The 15,854-nt window shown below is 57.8% G+C and carries 14 protein-coding genes and 1 pseudogene; 3 read left to right on the forward strand and 12 right to left on the reverse strand.

Features of this window, described 5'->3' with window-relative positions:
- Nucleotides 1-30: 30 nt before the first annotated feature.
- From ACYQ47_RS15520 to ACYQ47_RS15555, 8 genes are all read right to left on the reverse strand, one after another.
- The gene (locus tag ACYQ47_RS15520; protein WP_459905877.1) at nucleotides 31-882 is read right to left on the reverse strand and encodes a fumarylacetoacetate hydrolase family protein; all 852 of its coding nucleotides are present in this window, start codon (nucleotides 880-882) and stop codon (nucleotides 31-33) included.
- 22 nt (nucleotides 883-904) lie between these two features.
- Nucleotides 905-1,666, reverse strand: a complete 762-nt coding sequence (locus ACYQ47_RS15525) for a hypothetical protein (RefSeq protein WP_459905878.1) — start codon at nucleotides 1,664-1,666, stop codon at nucleotides 905-907.
- On the reverse strand, nucleotides 1,663-2,475 hold the full coding sequence (locus tag ACYQ47_RS15530) for an enoyl-CoA hydratase/isomerase family protein (protein ID WP_459905879.1): 813 nt from the start codon (nucleotides 2,473-2,475) through the stop codon (nucleotides 1,663-1,665). Before ACYQ47_RS15530 ends, ACYQ47_RS15525 begins: the two co-directional genes overlap by 4 nt.
- 17 nt (nucleotides 2,476-2,492) lie before the next feature.
- Nucleotides 2,493-3,335 carry an ABC transporter ATP-binding protein gene (locus tag ACYQ47_RS15535; protein ID WP_250469898.1) on the reverse strand — a complete coding sequence of 281 codons (843 nt, stop codon included), beginning with the start codon at nucleotides 3,333-3,335 and terminating at the stop codon, nucleotides 2,493-2,495.
- Between the two features lie 21 nt (nucleotides 3,336-3,356).
- The gene (locus ACYQ47_RS15540) at nucleotides 3,357-3,830 is read right to left on the reverse strand and encodes a MaoC/PaaZ C-terminal domain-containing protein (protein WP_459905880.1); all 474 of its coding nucleotides are present in this window, start codon (nucleotides 3,828-3,830) and stop codon (nucleotides 3,357-3,359) included.
- A 62-nt stretch (nucleotides 3,831-3,892) separates the two neighbouring features.
- The gene (locus tag ACYQ47_RS15545; RefSeq protein WP_244831402.1) at nucleotides 3,893-4,897 is read right to left on the reverse strand and encodes an ABC transporter substrate-binding protein; all 1,005 of its coding nucleotides are present in this window, start codon (nucleotides 4,895-4,897) and stop codon (nucleotides 3,893-3,895) included.
- An 82-nt stretch (nucleotides 4,898-4,979) separates the two neighbouring features.
- A complete protein-coding gene (locus tag ACYQ47_RS15550; protein ID WP_244831403.1) occupies nucleotides 4,980-5,798 on the reverse strand; it encodes an ABC transporter permease in 819 nt (272 codons plus the stop codon).
- A 401-nt stretch (nucleotides 5,799-6,199) separates the two neighbouring features.
- Nucleotides 6,200-7,090 (reverse strand): DMT family transporter, encoded by an 891-nt coding sequence (locus tag ACYQ47_RS15555; protein WP_459905881.1) that lies wholly within the window; start codon nucleotides 7,088-7,090, stop codon nucleotides 6,200-6,202.
- A 1,344-nt stretch (nucleotides 7,091-8,434) separates the two neighbouring features.
- Here ACYQ47_RS15555 and ACYQ47_RS15560 point away from each other — a divergent pair.
- Nucleotides 8,435-9,352 (forward strand): LysR family transcriptional regulator, encoded by a 918-nt coding sequence (locus ACYQ47_RS15560; protein WP_250469903.1) that lies wholly within the window; start codon nucleotides 8,435-8,437, stop codon nucleotides 9,350-9,352.
- A gap of 156 nt (nucleotides 9,353-9,508) precedes the next feature.
- Here the strand turns inward: ACYQ47_RS15560 and ACYQ47_RS15565 are convergent, their stop codons facing one another.
- From ACYQ47_RS15565 to ACYQ47_RS15575, 3 genes are all read right to left on the reverse strand, one after another.
- Nucleotides 9,509-10,663 carry a hypothetical protein gene (locus tag ACYQ47_RS15565; protein ID WP_459905882.1) on the reverse strand — a complete coding sequence of 385 codons (1,155 nt, stop codon included), beginning with the start codon at nucleotides 10,661-10,663 and terminating at the stop codon, nucleotides 9,509-9,511.
- On the reverse strand, nucleotides 10,647-11,528 hold the full coding sequence (locus ACYQ47_RS15570) for an aspartyl/asparaginyl beta-hydroxylase domain-containing protein (RefSeq protein WP_459905883.1): 882 nt from the start codon (nucleotides 11,526-11,528) through the stop codon (nucleotides 10,647-10,649). The genes ACYQ47_RS15565 and ACYQ47_RS15570 overlap by 17 nt, the downstream gene beginning before the upstream one ends.
- Before the next feature lie 151 nt (nucleotides 11,529-11,679).
- The gene (locus ACYQ47_RS15575) at nucleotides 11,680-12,465 is read right to left on the reverse strand and encodes an iron-containing redox enzyme family protein (RefSeq protein ID WP_244831408.1); all 786 of its coding nucleotides are present in this window, start codon (nucleotides 12,463-12,465) and stop codon (nucleotides 11,680-11,682) included.
- Nucleotides 12,466-12,827: 362 nt separating this feature from the next.
- Here ACYQ47_RS15575 and ACYQ47_RS15580 point away from each other — a divergent pair, with 362 nt between their 5' ends.
- Together ACYQ47_RS15580 and ACYQ47_RS15585 are read left to right on the forward strand one after the other, a co-directional pair.
- On the forward strand, nucleotides 12,828-14,111 hold the full coding sequence (locus tag ACYQ47_RS15580; protein WP_459905884.1) for a cystathionine gamma-synthase family protein: 1,284 nt from the start codon (nucleotides 12,828-12,830) through the stop codon (nucleotides 14,109-14,111).
- Between the two features lie 446 nt (nucleotides 14,112-14,557).
- The gene (locus ACYQ47_RS15585) at nucleotides 14,558-15,259 is read left to right on the forward strand and encodes a 4'-phosphopantetheinyl transferase family protein (RefSeq protein WP_459905885.1); all 702 of its coding nucleotides are present in this window, start codon (nucleotides 14,558-14,560) and stop codon (nucleotides 15,257-15,259) included.
- Here the strand turns inward: ACYQ47_RS15585 and ACYQ47_RS15590 are convergent.
- Nucleotides 15,214-15,750, reverse strand: a pseudogene (locus ACYQ47_RS15590) (penicillin acylase family protein); the annotation flags it as partial. The gene ACYQ47_RS15585 and the pseudogene ACYQ47_RS15590 overlap by 46 nt on opposite strands.
- Between the last annotated feature and the right edge of the window lie 104 nt (nucleotides 15,751-15,854).

The following is a 15,854-nucleotide window of genomic DNA, read 5'->3' on the forward strand; positions in this document are numbered from 1 at the left end:
GGAATCGGTCTCGTCAGGCTGTCGCGCCGGTCATCGGTCGCGCCATTCGACGACCCGCTGCTCTTGCACGCCCAGGCCTTCGACACCCAGCCGCATGCGATCGCCTGGCTTTAGGTATTTCGGCGGTTTCATGCCGAGACCTACGCCGGGCGGCGTGCCTGTCGTCACGATGTCGCCGGGCATGAGACGGACGTATTGGCTCATGTCCGACACGAGTTTCGCGACGGTGAAGATCATGTCGTTCGTGTTCGAGTTCTGAATGCGCTCGCCGTTGAGTTCGAGCCACAAGCCGAGGTTCTGCACGTCCTCGATCTCGTCGGAGGTAACGAGCCACGGACCGATGGGGCCAAAGGTCGGCGACATCTTCCCCTTCACCCACTGACCTCTGCGTTCGAGTTGAAACTCGCGCTCCGAGACGTCGTTGCAGATGAAGTAACCCGCGATACGGCTCAGCGCTTCGGCTTCACTCACGTAGTACGCTTCCTGGCCGACGACGAAGGCCAGCTCCACTTCCCAGTCCGACTTGACGGAATTTTTAGGCAGGATGACGTCGTCATCGGGTCCGCAGATGCAGGACGGCGCCTTGTTGAAGAGAATGGGGTCCTTTGGGATATCGGCATGGGTTTCGATTGCGTGCTGAACGTAGTTCAAGCCGACCGCGATGAAATTGCCGGGCTGCGCCACGCAAGGGCCGAGGCGCACGGACGCATCGACGAGGGGCAGCGTGTGCGGATCGATTGCGCGCAAGCGCTCGATGCCGCCGCTTGCAAAGAACGCGGGATTAAAGTCAGCGCAATGGCCAGTGAGATCGCGCGCGCGACCGTCGCCATCGAGAATGCCGGGTTGTTCCTGGCCGGGCTGGCCGTGTCGGACGAGTTTCATGTTCGGGTTGAGCGGGTTGAGTTCAGGATTGGTGCGAGGAAGCGCCAAGGCGGCAGATTTCAAGTGCATAGACGGCGGCGTCGGGCCTGATGTGCAAGCCTGCATCGCGCAAATGCGGAACGTCGATCAGGGCATGCACCTCGCTTGCGGCCTCTTCCGTCGATGCCTCGACGAGAACGATCCACGCCGGAACATCGAACTCGCGCGTGCGCGCCTCTTCGGTGTCGAAGAAGCTCGCCTGATCCGACGCGAAGAGATGACACGCGAGCACGCCGGTCGTGCGCATCGCCTGTGGAAAAGCCACGTCGCGCAGGTAAGCTTCCGGCGTGTTGTTCGCTGCGCCCGTCCGGTCGATACGAACGGCAAACAAATAGCCGCCGCTGCTCTCGCCGATACTGCAAACGGGCTGACAAACTGCTCGCGAGGTATTGCGAAAGTACGTGAGCGTCTTCGTGGTCGCGGGCGTCGGCGCATTGAGGCGCGCCATGTATGCGGGCGAAACCATGACGTCGAGATCGGCCGCCTCGTACATGGTCAACCACTCGGGCGAATGGCCTGCCCGGCGAAAACGCCTGCCGCGCCTGAAGCCAGGAATGGCGAGCCGCTCGGGAATGTGCTCCTTGTCGTGCCACGCGTAGAACTGCTCGCGCCCTTCGAATTCGATGTCGTTCCACACGAGAACGATGCCATGGCCTAGCAGCGCGGCGCTGGTCGCACCGGGCATGTCGTGCGTGGGCGCGCTGGCAGCAAGGCTATCCGGCGTGGTTTGGCTGTCGGGTTTCATCGTGCGAGGAACTCGGGTTCTCGTTTGGCAAAGAACGCGGCGACGCCTTCGTGAAGGTCGTGGCTGTCGAAGATCCTTTGCTGAACGACGGTTGAAAGCGACAACGCGGCATCGAGCGGCTGATCCTGCGCGGCATCGACGAGTTGCTTGGCCAGGCGGTTCGACAGCGGGCCGCGCGCGCAGATCTCGAGCGCCAGCGCGCGTGCTGTTTCGAGTGCGGCGCCCGTCTCCGCGATACGGTTGACGAGTCCCCAGGCCAGCGCCTGTTGCGCGCTGATCGTGTTTCCGGTGAAGAGCATCTCCTTCGCGCGAGCCGGGCCGATGAGCCGCGTCAGCCGCAGCGAACCATTACCTGCCAAACCGCCGAGACGCGACTCGGTCAGTCCAAGCACCACCTCAGCACGACAAACGCGAAGGTCGCACGCGAGCGCGAGTTCGAGGCCACCGCCGAGCGCGGGGCCGTCCATTGCGGCAATCGTCGGCGCGGGCAATCGGGCGAGGCGCCGCAGCACCATGTCCTCGAAAAGAATCTTTTTCTCGCTCGCGTCGGCGAAGATTTCCGAGAACTCCTTGATATCGCTGCCGGCGCAAAAGGCCCGCGCCGAGCCGCCGTGCACGATGACGCACCGCAGATCGGCTTGCGCCTCCAGTGCGTCGATCGCCTTGTTGAGCGAACGCAGCAGAGCGCGCGTGACGAGATTGAGCGGACCGTTCGAGAGCCCGATCTCCGCGACATGGCCGTCTATCCACAAGGTGACTTCGCTCGCGGCATCAGCGTGTGAGATGGGAGGCGAACCGGATTTGTCCATGAAAAGGTCTCCGTTCTTCACGTCTGCTCGCTGCGGGAACGCGGAACGTCGATACCGCGCAACACGCCCATGCGTGCGAAGTGGCCATAGATGCTGTCGACATAGCGCGCAAACTCCGGAGCGTCGCCGAGCACGATCGGCCGAGGGCGCGGCAGCTCGACGACGATCTCGTCCACCACTTCTCCCGGTGTCGGACTCATGACGAAGATGCGATCGGACAGTCCCACGGCTTCTTCGACGCTATGCGTGATGAACAGCACAGTGGGACGGCGCCGCATCCACAGTGCTTCGAGATCCATGCGAACTTGCAAACGCGTGAGCGCATCGAGCGCGCCGAAAGGCTCGTCCATGAGAATGAGCGAAGGGTCGTGGACCAGCGTTCGAATTAGCGACACGCGCTGGCGCATGCCGCCGGAAAGCTGCCGGGGATACTTGTCGACCGCAGGCTGCAAACGCAACTGGTTGAAGAGCTCACGCGCCCGCGCTTCGATCCTGTCACGGGGCAATCCGCGAATGTCGGCCTGCAGGAGCACGTTTTCCATCGCCGTGCGAAAGTCGAGCAGCAGGTGATCCTGAAACGCGATGCCGACATCCGTCACGGGCCGGTCCACAGTCCGGTCGCCCACCACGATCGTCCCGTCGGAGCGCGCAAGCAGACCCGCGACCATGAGCATGAGTGTGCTCTTGCCGCAGCCCGACGGTCCCACGACGGACACGAACTCGCCCGCCTCGATGTTCATGTTGATTGGCTTCAGCGCGCGAAACGGCTTCTCCGTGTCCTCGCCGAAAGTCTTCGAAACGCTCTCGATGCGGATCGGCACACCGGCCGGCGTTATATCGTCGTGTACGGAAGTAGGCATGATCGGCTCGATGTCATTGATTCAGGCGGACTTCTCGACCGCGGCCAGCGGCACCTTGGAGCACAAAAGCGCCTTGGTGCCGTGCTGCACGACTTCGCCGTCCTGATTCACGATCTTCACGTCGAAGAGCGCGATGGCCTGCGTGGGCTTCGACTTGCTGTCGCGCAGCTCTTTGATCGCGTAGTCGACGAACATCGTGTCGCCAATGAACAGCGGCGCGAGGAACTTCCAGTCATTGATGCCGAGAAAGGCAATCGCGGTCTCGCGCAACTCGCCGGTGCGCGCCCACATCAAGCCGTGCGCGTACGCGAGTCCAAGCATGCCGTGCGCGACGCGCCGCCCGAACTGGCTGGCTCTGGCGTACACATCACTCGTATGCAACTCCGAAAAGTCGCCCGTCAGTCCCGCGAACCCGACGAGGTCCGCGTCCGTGATCGTTCGTCCGGGACTGCGAAATTGCATGCCTACGTGAAGATCCGAGTAGCGGTATCCCATGTGTTTCTCGTTAGTCGTGATTCGATATCCGTCGTGCGAAAAAGTCTGTCCGAACGGACGGCTCATTTGCACGCGCGCAACTGGTTCGCCGGCGGCAAGAAGTCGTCCGTGTAGTACGTTTTCGGATTCTGTCCGGCGGGAAGCAATTTGACCTGTGCGAGCAGATCTTGCGTCCTGGTCCATGACGCATCCTCGGCCTTGCCTACGCTTTTGGCGCCGCCGCTGCAGAACAACGGAGTGATGGCGGCCAACTCGGCGGTAGCGAGCTTCTCGTTGACGTTGGGGAACACCGTCTTGAGATCCTTTACCGCCTTCGCCGGGTTATCCATGGCGAAGCTCCATCCTTTCAGGCTCGCGGCAACGAACTTCTTCACGAGATCCGGATTGGCCTTTAGATATTCGTTGGATGCGAAAATCGACGTGCTCACCGTCGGAACGCCATAATCCGCAAACCGGAAATTCACGAGTTCGGCGCCCTGGGCTTCGAGTTGCAACTGGTAGGAATCCATGGAACCTAGGATCGCATCGACCTGGCCTTGCAGCAGCGCGGGCACCATGCTTGCCACGGGCATGCTGATGAGCGTCACGTCCGACTCCTTGAGGCCATTTGCCTGCAGGAAAAGCGGAAGCATGGTCGTTTGCGAGGAGCCGGAAGGAACGCCCACTTTGTGCCCGGCGAGATCCTTGATCGATTTGATGCCCGACTTCTTCAATGCCGACACTTCGTTCGGGTTCGATTGATAGATCGTGGCGATGACTCGCATTGGCGCGCCCTTGGCAATCAGCTGGCTCACGGCAACAGCGTCGGCATAGGCAAGTTGAGCGCGCCCGTTTGCGACGAGTTGCGCCGTATTGCCGGAGCCGTTGCCTTCGGTCACTTTCACGTCGAGCCCGACCTGCTTATAGAACCCTTCCGCCACCGCTGCCGCAAAACCGGCGTTCGCGCCGCCTGCGGTCCAGTTCAGCTGGAAAGGAACCTCGGTGTCGGCGACGGCCGTCCCGCATAGACCCGTCGCGAGCGCGCAAGTCAAGATTGCCGAAGACAGTTTGCCGATGGTGCTGCGCATAGTCGCGCTCCCTCTGTAGTTGGACCCGCTCGGTCCGTTTGTTGTAGGCGACTGGCCTTAGGCCAATGCGCGAGCGTTGACCTCAGTTGAACTTCGCACGTTGCCACGGCGTCATGGCCCATTCGGCGAATTCGACGACATAGTTGATCGCAATGCCGATCAGCGTGAGGACGGCAAGGACGGCGAAGGTCAGTTCGACATCCATCGTGCTGGTCCCGCGCAGGAGCACGTAGCCCAGACCTTTGTTCGAGCCGACGAACTCGGCGACGATTGCCGCGGTGGACGCGATCGTGGCGGAAGTCTTGATACCCGAGAAAATCACGGGCAGCGCCGCGGGAAGGCGAAGGAAGCGGAAGGTCTGCCAGGACGATGCGCCCATCGACTTCGTCAGATACAGCAAGCGAGTGTCGAGAATCTGGAATCCGCTGATGCTCGCGAGCAAGAGCGGGAAGAAGGTCATCAACACGGTCAAGAGCACCTTGGACTCCATGCCGAATCCAAGCCACACGAGAAAGAGCGGCGCGACCGCGATCTTCGGCACCAGCTGCATGAACATGAGCGGCGGATACACGATCTGCCGCGCAACCCGCGAAAGCGCGATTGCAAGACCAAGCGGGATGGCGGTCACCACCGTTACGCCGAAGCCCAGCAAAATCTCCGCGATGGTGATGAGCGAGTTCGACCAGATATCCCGCCAGTCGGTGACGATGCGCGCGAACACCCCCGCCGGGCTAGGCACCAGATAAGGCGGGATCTTGAACACAGGTATGGCAACCGCCCACAGCACGATGAGCGCAATGAACGTCGACGGTGGCAGGCATAGCCAGCCGATCCGCTTCGCGCGCCTTAGCGCCGCCGAAGGTGGATGGGTCGCAGGTGCTCGCGCCGATGCTTGATTCATGGAGAACGCTCCCGAAGCAGAACTTTTCGATGCCTTGATAAACGGCAACCGCATGAAGATTCAGAGCCGTTCTTAGATTGAATGTCGTTCAATCTTAGCTGATTGAACATTGGGGCAAACCCAGAGAACTGTAAGTTTGGGAAGGGACTTCGGTCGCTTGCGTCTAAGAGTGGCCGGCGAGCCTTACGCTGATTGCTCAGTCGACGGCTTCATCGCTGGCGAAGCGGATTTCGATGATCAACGCCGTCGCTGCGGGTTGATGTACGTGAACATCGATGTGGGATTTGAAGCAGATGGGTCGATGAATCTCGCGTCGACGTTATTCCGCGCGGATGCGTTTCATCGTTCTATCGTCGCGGGAAGGAGTGCGCGGCATTGGAAAACGCGATGAGCAAACCAACTCACTGGGCTATCGCGCGCCGCAGTTTGATCGGCGCCCATCCCGTTTTGACGCCGAGAATACCCAGCAGCACCAGTCCCGCGCCGAGCCATTGACCCATGCTGAATTTATGGCCGTAGACGATGTAGTCGAAGGCAGCGGCGGACAGCGGATAGATGAACGAAAGTATCGCGATCGCCTTGACGCTGAGTTTCTGATACGCGGAGAACACCAGGCAGTAAAGAAAAAACGTGTGAACGACGCCGAGTGTCGCAAGGCACGCCCATTCGCTGGTGCTCGTCGGCAAAGCCGAGAAATCGGCGAGCGGAGCGAGTAACAGCGAACCCACCGCTGTCTGCACCAGGACGACGACAGCGGGAGGAACGCCCGCGGAAGCCTTAGACAACAACACTGTGCCGGCGTACAGCGCGGAGGCTGAGAGCGTCAGAACGACGCCGGCAAACACGTTCGAGCCCAGCATTAGAGCGCCATTGGCGGTCCCGACCAGGCAGACCAAACCGGCGAACGCCACGGCCGACCATAAGATGTCGTTCCGGCTTACCGCTTGCCGGAGGACCACGGCGCCGCCCAAAATCACCAGGAACGGGTTGACGTGGTAAATGACCGTAGCCAGCCCGATGTCGATAAGCGGATACGCTTTGAACAGCAGCAACCAATTTAGAACGAGAAAGATCCCCGAGACGATGATGGGCAAAAGCAGCCGGACTTGAAAATACTCTCGGCGGATATGACCACGGGCAGCGCAATACGGAACCAGACAAATGAACGCGATAATACATCTGAAGAAAACGACGTTCGCGGGTGGCTGATTCGAGGAAACGACGAAAATGCCGATGCTTCCCGAAAGAAGCATGGCAAAGACAAGTTCCAAAATTCCACGACGCTCTTTCATTGCCCTTCCCTGCTAAATTACCTGAAATCTACAGACTCCTTTTAATACCGCCCAACGAATTATCCTGATGGCGGCCATTCACCATAGAGATGAGTTCGGCCGGAAGTAAAGGCACCTCGGACGGCCTACGTGAACGCTCTCCGCTGACTCATTCGCGTCGCTGATATGCCTAATGAAGTTTATGAATTGGCCGTTAGAAAGCACGCATACGAAAATTTGTCACAAGACGTTTCGCCTTTTGCGCGGGCGTATGTTGTGACGCGTAGCGTTCGCCTTGCGTGAGCGTTCCCAGATTCGTTGAAGTCGGAGGGAGCGACTGGAGCGAGCGTATCGCTTATCTCGTTTGCGCGTGAGGGACCTGAGAGAGCAGTCGATAAGCAAGCAGAGCCTTGTCTGCCCTGCGCCCCGGTCGGTCGCCAAGCCAGCCGGGGCGCAGGAATCAATCTTAGCTTCCCTTCTTCGTTATCGTGACTCGCGCATTTTGGCGTCCGTGAACAACCTTCTGTTCCTCTCTTTTCCGCACTTGCAGGCTTCGTCGGCGCGCGGTGCTAGTGTGTTTTCTCGATGCTGCTAAATTCGTCGATTTGCCCGCTTCGATTATTCATATGAACTCGTCGCTTTTAACCGCGATTGGACGGCTCATACGCATTTGAGCTATAGATTGACGCTCGACTTGTTACCGATTTGGATCTGCGGCGCCCTCAAATAAAGCTATTGGCGAATCTTCCTTCTTTTTAAGTCGATGCAAGGATCAATAGCAGCTCTTAAATAAGCTTCGAGCCTTTACTTCACAAAGATCGATGCTGCCATACGACGCCCTTCACAAATGGCCATCTTTGGATCGCTCCCGTTCATCAACACTGAGCAACCGCTCATCAAGAAGCTTTCCCTTATTCAAAGGCCAAAATTGCCGAATATAACCTTGACGACGCCCCACCATTTTTGGCGTTGATAATATGATGGAGCTAAGCTTTGAGGATGCCTCGATTTTCGCGGTTTTCGTTTAGGCGCCACCGTGCGATCTACGGCGATAGAAGCGCCTGACGGGTTGCATCAGGTGAAGGTCCGTATCAAGCAGGTAAGAACTAAATTATTAATCATACTAAAACTAGGCGGCGGTGAATTTTATAACTGACTGGGCGGTTTTACGAGGTAAAATACCTGAATCCACTGAGTATAACTTTCGTTATCTTGCGATTACAAGGTCGAACGGAGCAGACTCAACTACTGCGGCCGTGCAGATTCGAACTTGGTTAAGCACGTAAGGCGCACTGGATGTTTGATCGACATGAGAGAAATCGCCGTAGCCGACTTGGCGCACGCGTTGTTTAGGGAGAAGGCCAGGTGAGGCCACAAGACTTTGATTTAGATCTTGTCCGAGCGTTCGTTGCGGTCGCGGACACGCGCAACTTCACGCAGGCGGCCGCGCGTCTTCACCGTACTCAGTCGGCTGTGAGTATGAAGATCAAGCGTCTCGAAGAATCGATAGGCGAGCGCCTGTTCGAAAGAGACACCGTCGCCGTAACGCTAACTTCGATCGGCGAGCGGTTCGTCGGAATCGCCCAACGGCTGATCGAAGCGCATGAAGACGCGTTTCTCTCGCTCAAGCATAGCCTTGCGGCCGGCAAACTCACGCTCGCGACTTCAGAAACATTCGCGTCGTGCTTGTTGCCACCCATTCTCGGCGCGATTGGGACGACGTTTCCCAACATCGAAATGGAGATCCGCTGCGGCCATAGCTGGAAGATGCTTGAGTCCATGGAGACTGAAAACATCGACCTGGTTATCGCGACGAAATATCCCTCCCGCCCCGACGGCGTGCCCTTGGGACATGAGCGTTTGATGTGGGTCTGCAAACAGGGTAGCGACGTCTATCAGCAAAAGCCTGTGCCGCTGGCGGTGTTTCCAGACGGATGCCTTTATCGGCGCGCGGGAATCGCAGCGCTCGACGCGAAAAAGAAAGATTGGCGCATTGCCTACACGAGTTTGAATCACGAGGGACTTCTCGCTGCCGTGGAAGCCGGCAGTGCTGTGTCGATCATGATCGAGAGCGCCGTGACCGAGCATCACCGGGTTTTGGAACCGTCGGACGGTTTTCCAACGTTGGAGCCGACCGCGATTGAATTGTATTCACGCCGATCCGATGTATCACCGGTCGTTCGCAACGTCTCCGAAATCATCCGCAAGCATTTTGCGGCACGTCTGTGCGAGCGCAAAGTCAGCACCATACAGTCTTTAACTGCGCCGGCGATTATCGACTGACGAGCAGAGATAAGCCATCTGCGGATGTCCGGGCTGATGGCTTCATCGCGCTTCACTCGCCCTACGCGCGGTGACGAAAATGCGTCTTTGTCCTGACGCAGTACGGTGAGCCTTTAGGCGCGACACGCTTTTCGGCGGTCTCGTCTTGATACGGCTTCAGATTTCCGCTTCGCTCGCCGCGTCTGAAGTACCGGCATCGACATGCGAAGCTGTCTTAGCCATTCCATTGAAGACATGCGCGATCGCATTGTGAAGACCCCAGAACTCCTGGTAAGGAGGCCAACGTGAGTCACCCGATCTCAGGTCTTCTTCTCGTGCGTACGTTGCGGTAGTCCAGCGCAAGGTAGATGGCATTCGATGATGAAAATCGTGTTGCGATAGATCGCCGGGAATGACAAACAAACGGACTGGCAAATGGTAAATTGCGTGTTCGACGGTCCATGCAATCCAGGACAAAACGTAAAGCGCGACATGCCTTTCGTCCCGCTCAGGAGTTCTTCGTCCGCAAAAACGCCCCCACGAATGCGTCGCATGAATGTACTTAGGCTGATCCCACCTTTGCGCCGGCACAAACCACGCGTGCTCGCTGATAAACTCAAGCAGCACGCTTATTTGGTATAGAACAACGATTGGAAACAGCAGGCCGAAAACCAGCGTTGTTACGGGGCAAAGTTCAATTGCGCCCCAACACGCTAGTGCACCGCCAGCCGCAGCGACTGGCTTGAATTTCGGTGGCAGATTTCGAACCAGGCTCATGAGCCTATGCACGAAGAACGAGACGTGGAATCGCGGCGACAGCAGGGTGACGAAGAGCTTAAGCCAGAGTGACCTGACCGACATTCCAGACTTAAAGCCTGCGCGCCATAGAAAGGCGCCAGCCGGATCACTGATCGTCGTGAATACGGCAGGCCGATGATGCTGGTTGAAATGCTCTTCGCGATAGTCACCCGCGGTCTGCGTCAGCGTCATTACTGCGAGAAGATCGGCGATGAAAAGATCACGAGAAGCTATCCCTGTAAAGCGACCGTGAATGCACTGGTGCGCGACCGTGCTGATCATGCGACGCGCTCCATTCACCGCCATAATCCAGCCGCACGATAGCGCGAGAATGAAGCACGGACCTTCGGTCCTGAAGGCAATGACGGCAAGCGAGAGACCCGTCACATAAGTCGCCACCGCACTCAAGGCGTAAAGCGTCGGCGTCGGTTCGAAAAGAGGTGTTTGTCCGGGCGCCGGCTTTCCTGTCAACCAGGTCCAGAACCTGGCTGTCCACCACGGAAATACCTGATAACTTTCACGCGTCGAGGCCATTTTGCACCTCATCTTGCAGCGTGAAGCGCTCGCCAACGCTGCGTTTGTCGCGGAGGAAACGAACATAGCGATCTGCCTTCGATCGCAACGAGGCGTCGCGCGAATGTTCCGCTACGTAAGGCAGCCACTCGAAGAACTCGGCGATATGCGCTTGCCGAAAGAAATGGACTTTCGATAAAAGGCCAACCGCCTGATGAAAGTTTGCAAGAGTGAGCGTGGCGGCGAGTGAACGAAGCTCTTCCTGGAATGAATCACCCAAAGGCATTCGCTGCACGACTTCGGGTCTATTCACGACGTGCCCGGTTGAGCCCGCACCGGCATTGAATACGCTCTCGATGGGCAGCTTGTCCAAATCAAAGTCGAGACAAAGATTCAAGCGGCGCCCAGCCGAGTAATTGATGGCCGAATGCAGATTCGATGCATCGAGAAACCAAATCTCGTCTGGACGCATGCGAAAGACCGTGTCGCCATCGGAATGCAGACAGATACGATTCGTCAGTAACGGTACATGCACACGAGTCCATGGCGCAGCCGCGAATTCCACAAAATCTCTGTGGGGAACCAACACGCCGTCGCCAAGCGAATGAATTCGAGCAAGTCGAAGCAACGACGTGTCGAACGTCGCGCTTATCCAATCGTTGAGCGCAGGGAGAAGATTCCCGCGTGATGTCGGCCTGACCGATGACCCGCGTTCTAGCACGACGCCATCGTCGTCGCTTCCTGTTTGATTCCAAATGACGAAGCTCTTCCAGTCTCCGAAGTGAAACTCGCTGTAGTGCTTGTTGTCATCGGTAAAGGCAAGAGCTGCGTTGAGTTCGCACGGAGCCATAATAAAGTGCGACTTACCAATTATTCGCGAATTCATCGATTTTTTAGGCCGAGTTGAGCCAGCAGTCGAGCATGAAAACTCGACCGCAACGAGCGTTTGAATGGAGCTGCGCGAGCGCCCTTGTCGCAAGAATCTTTGCTGCGATAAGCGCGCGGGCGTGGGCGGGACTTTTTGAAGAACTGCCGGGTCAGTGGCTTTTAACGGACATCATTTCGCGGGCGACCGCATTCCAAAAGCGCTCGAAAAGTTGCAGGTGCGTGTTGAAGCCTGCGGTTAATCTCGTGAGCGCGTCTGTGTCCGATACGAATTGCTTCGCCGCGCTGAGGGACTCGACTTTGTGTTCCTTCTCTGTAGCGCCGATGTGTGCGTAAAAGTACTCGCAGGACTCGTGAAACTCGTCCTCTTCTTCCCATAGGTCCTTGTAGACCAAAGCTCCGTCATAGAGTTTTCGAAGCATCGTGTACGCCTGCCATTCGAGCGCCAGTTGTGCTCCAGCGGCAGTTGCATTGTCATCGCCATAAAGACGCTTTTCTCCTTCGATGAGCGCCTGCGTTTCCGGCAGAACCTTCAAGTCATGTTGAACCGAAGCCCAGTCAAGACGAGAACCTTCTCCAATCTTGCGACCGAGATCGCTCAACCAAGCGTCGAAGAGAATCGAGTGGACCTTCTCCGGATTGCCGTATCCCATTTCCGAATACAACGTCTTCGCGTATTCCGCTTGCGCGACCACGTTGCGCGTGCTGCTTATCATCACCGCCAAGACTTCTGGGAACGCGCGATTGAATTCGCCGTAGTTTCTCGCAAAGATTGCGATCTGCCGTGCGTTCAAGCGCTCACGGGTCCATAGAGAGTAGAAGTCGTTATCGAGCGCTCCACTCGACATGGCGGATCGGGCTAATGCTTCTAGTTCGTCGGAGAAGTTCTTTGTCGACAGACGTGCCGACCCGTCCCGAACGCTCGTGCGATCAAGCATCTCAGTTTCCTTTTAAATCAAATAAATTCGTTTACTTTCAATGACTTAGACCACACGCGCAGTTTCCACCGCCAACCTGTCATAGCGCCAACAAAAGTTATTGATAAGGTTGATGACGGTTTCTGATGACCGTGAAGACGCCTTGATGATGGGAGTGCTCGAACGTTGCTGCGTGACTCGGATTCACTGCGCGCGAAACCCGGCGCATTCGAATGGCAATGGAGAGCTGCGAGCTTAAACACGATCCAGACGGGAGTAGCATGGCCGAGCATCGACGCGCCGAGAGCGGAGCACTGTGCATGCGACCTTACGCGATCGATGTGAGCCGGAACCGATTCTTCCTGACCCGCATGGAGTGACGAATGGCCTATCACAACTATCACAAGCGCAAGATCGCCAATCAGGATCTGCATCCCGAAACGCAAATGATGTCGTATGGCTACGACCCGTTTCTTTCGGAAGGTTCAGTCAAGCCACCCGTGTTTCTCACATCGACATTCGCGTTCCGCACGGCCGAAGACGGTGCGGCGTTTTTCGATATGGTCGCCGGGCGCAAGCCTTCGCCCGATGGAGAGAGCGCCGGTCTCGTCTACAGTCGTTTCAATCACCCCAATCTCGAAATTGTCGAGGATCGTCTCGCGCTGCTGGACGGCTCAGAAGCCGCCGCCGTCACGTCTAGCGGCATGGCGGCGATTGCCGCGATCCTGTTCGCGTTCCTCCGACCCGGCGATTGCGTCGTGCAGTCCGCGCCGCTCTATGGCGGCACCGAAACTTTGATCTCCAAATTCTTTCCTGACTGGGGCATTCGTTCGCACGTGATTGCCGATGGCCTTTCCCGTGAAGCGATTTCCACCGCACTGGAAGCGGCAGCGAAGAAAGGCCGTGTCGGCATGTGTTACGTCGAAACGCCGGCCAATCCGACCAACGCGTTGTTCGATCTCGACGGTCTGAGTCAGGAAATCGATGCGTTTGAATCGCGGCATGGCTATCGCCCTCTTTCCGTATGCGACAACACTTTGCTCGGGCCGTTGTTTCAGCAACCGGTAAATCGAGGCATCGACCTGAGCGTGTATTCGCTGACCAAGTACATCGGGGGGCATAGCGATCTCGTTGCGGGAGGCGTCACCGGCAGCAAACCTCTGATCACGCGAGTTCGCGCGATTCGCGGCACGCTAGGATCACAACTCGACCCGCACTCCTGCTGGATGATCACGCGTTCGATGGAGACCCTCGTTTTGCGGATGGAGCGCGCAGCGCAGAGCGGCACGGCCGTCGCGCGATGGCTCGCAAACAACCCTTTCACACCGATCGAGGTGCTGCATTCCGAACTCATCGACGACCCGGTTTATCAGACGGTGTATCGACGTCAATGCAGCGGGCCGGGATCGACATTCGCATTCGTTCTCGACGGCGGGCGCGAACAAGCATTCAAGCTCATCAACGGACTCGGCTTGTTTAAATCGGCCGTGAGTCTCGGTGGCACGGAGTCGCTTATTTGTCACCCGGCATCGACGACACACTCTGGTGTTCCCGTTGAAGTACGCGCCGCCGCGGGCGTGTCAGAAGGACTCATTCGTGTGTCGGTGGGGCTGGAGCATCCTGACGATTTGATCGCCGATCTGTCGAATGCTTTAGGGCAATGCTGAGGGCTCGTTGTTCTTCATGATCCATTTGAACTTGGGCGCCTCGATCCAATTTGTGCCGGAGAAGATGTAGGCGGACAATGCCAGGCTCACTGGCTCACGAAATACGACGTAATTCACGAGAAACTTGTCTTCTAAGTCTAGTCGATTGGACATTATTTTTATAATGTCGCTTAGGGTGGGGGCAACCGTCATTAGGAGCATTGCTTCTTTCTGTCGCCAGCTATGAAAGCTGGCGATAGTCAACGCGCCCTCCCATGCGCAGCTGCAAACATTCAAGCAAAATGCGACGGCACATCCCCGATGCTGCGGATCTGCCGCGTCTGCTTCGGTCGTCGACTCTTTGAAGCGTTGCGCAATACCGTTTGTTGGAAGCGACGTGACGCAGAAAGAGCGACCTTTTGTGGATCGTCAACATCAGAATCGCAACACGCATCGAACTATCGTCCATGCCGAAACCATGCTTATCGAAGCCTCCGCTTCATCGCGATGTCCCTGACGACGTCTACATTTGGCTAGTTGAAATCGACGTAACCGCGTCGCTGACGGAAGCGGCGGCCGGCGTCTTGAACGCCGAAGAACTCGCACGCGCGAGTCGCTATCGGCATCAGGCCGATGCCGCGCGCTTCGCTACCGTACGCGCCGCCTTGCGACACGTGTTGTCCCTCACGCTGGATGCCGATCCCGCAGGCCTAATCCTCGAAACCGACGCGAATGGCCGGCCCTTTCTCGCAATGCCTCACGCGCCGGATTTCAATGTCTCGCATTCAGGTGCTTATGGGCTGATCGCCTTATCGGCATTGCGGCGTGTGGGCGTGGATATCGAAGAGACGCGGTCGTCGCTCGACTGGCTCGAACTGCAGTCCGCCGTTTTTGCCGATGCCGACCGGCGCGCTCTCGATGCACTGCCCGAACTTGCTCGCAGCGCAAGCTTTTTCGCTTGCTGGAGCGGCAAGGAAGCGGTGTTGAAGGCACGCGGCGAAGGCCTGGTTAGCGCACAGTTCGGTCTCACCAGCTTTTCGGTGCTGCCTTGTCTGGAGGGCCGCTTCGCCGTATCGAGCGCGGCGGGCGACATTCGCGCCGCGGCGCTCGAAGCGCCGGCAGGCTACGTCGCCGCCGTCGCGTGGTCTTCAGCATCGATCGTGTCATAGCACAACCTCAACCAGCGCCCGTTTCGACGCCCTTCCAAAACCGTCTCGACCACCCCGGGCGACTTATCGATATCCTGTTCCGTGAATGCAAAACGCGTCCACTCCTTGCGCGCGTAACGCTTCGTGCCATCGCGATAACGCGGAGATGCCGGATTGTCCGATTCGGAATGCGCGAGCAAGGTGTCAGCCTGCGGTCCATTTGCGCCGAAGCCGACCACCTGCACATAGCTATTGCCATGTGCATCGCGATCGAGCAGCAGGCCGTGCTTATCGAGGTCGTGCGACGGACACGCCACCGTGAAATAACCTTCGGGATCGCAACCGCCGTAGGGCGGAATTCTCGTGTTGCCATCGAGCGCATGAAGCATTTCGCCGCGCGTCGAATCGAACGCGAAATCTTTCGTCCTCAGCGCCACCGCGGCCGCCGCGAGCGCCTGCGCGATCGCCGGGTTATCCGTTCTGAGGCCAGCAGGCGTCGCGAGCGGACGCGCAGGATCGAATGCTTCGGCTTAAAAGCCGCGTGTCCGGAATATCGCTTGCACGACGTTTGTCGTAGGGTGGCAATCATCTTGACGTTGCCCTTCCAACAATGTTA

It is taken from the genome of Caballeronia sp. HLA56 (assembly GCF_054655155.1).

Coding starts and splice junctions, on each gene's coding strand:
- ACYQ47_RS15555 (WP_459905881.1), bottom strand. CDS start 7,090: ATGAAAGAGCGTCGTGGAATTTTGGAACTTGTCTTTGCCATGCTTCTT.
- ACYQ47_RS15540 (WP_459905880.1), bottom strand. CDS start 3,830: ATGGGATACCGCTACTCGGATCTTCACGTAGGCATGCAATTTCGCAGT.
- ACYQ47_RS15585 (WP_459905885.1), top strand. CDS start 14,558: ATGCCGAAACCATGCTTATCGAAGCCTCCGCTTCATCGCGATGTCCCT.
- ACYQ47_RS15575 (WP_244831408.1), bottom strand. CDS start 12,465: ATGCTTGATCGCACGAGCGTTCGGGACGGGTCGGCACGTCTGTCGACA.
- ACYQ47_RS15535 (WP_250469898.1), bottom strand. CDS start 3,335: ATGCCTACTTCCGTACACGACGATATAACGCCGGCCGGTGTGCCGATC.
- ACYQ47_RS15545 (WP_244831402.1), bottom strand. CDS start 4,897: ATGCGCAGCACCATCGGCAAACTGTCTTCGGCAATCTTGACTTGCGCG.
- ACYQ47_RS15525 (WP_459905878.1), bottom strand. CDS start 1,666: ATGAAACCCGACAGCCAAACCACGCCGGATAGCCTTGCTGCCAGCGCG.
- ACYQ47_RS15520 (WP_459905877.1), bottom strand. CDS start 882: ATGAAACTCGTCCGACACGGCCAGCCCGGCCAGGAACAACCCGGCATT.
- ACYQ47_RS15570 (WP_459905883.1), bottom strand. CDS start 11,528: ATGAATTCGCGAATAATTGGTAAGTCGCACTTTATTATGGCTCCGTGC.
- ACYQ47_RS15565 (WP_459905882.1), bottom strand. CDS start 10,663: ATGGCCTCGACGCGTGAAAGTTATCAGGTATTTCCGTGGTGGACAGCC.
- ACYQ47_RS15530 (WP_459905879.1), bottom strand. CDS start 2,475: ATGGACAAATCCGGTTCGCCTCCCATCTCACACGCTGATGCCGCGAGC.
- ACYQ47_RS15580 (WP_459905884.1), top strand. CDS start 12,828: ATGGCCTATCACAACTATCACAAGCGCAAGATCGCCAATCAGGATCTG.
- ACYQ47_RS15550 (WP_244831403.1), bottom strand. CDS start 5,798: ATGAATCAAGCATCGGCGCGAGCACCTGCGACCCATCCACCTTCGGCG.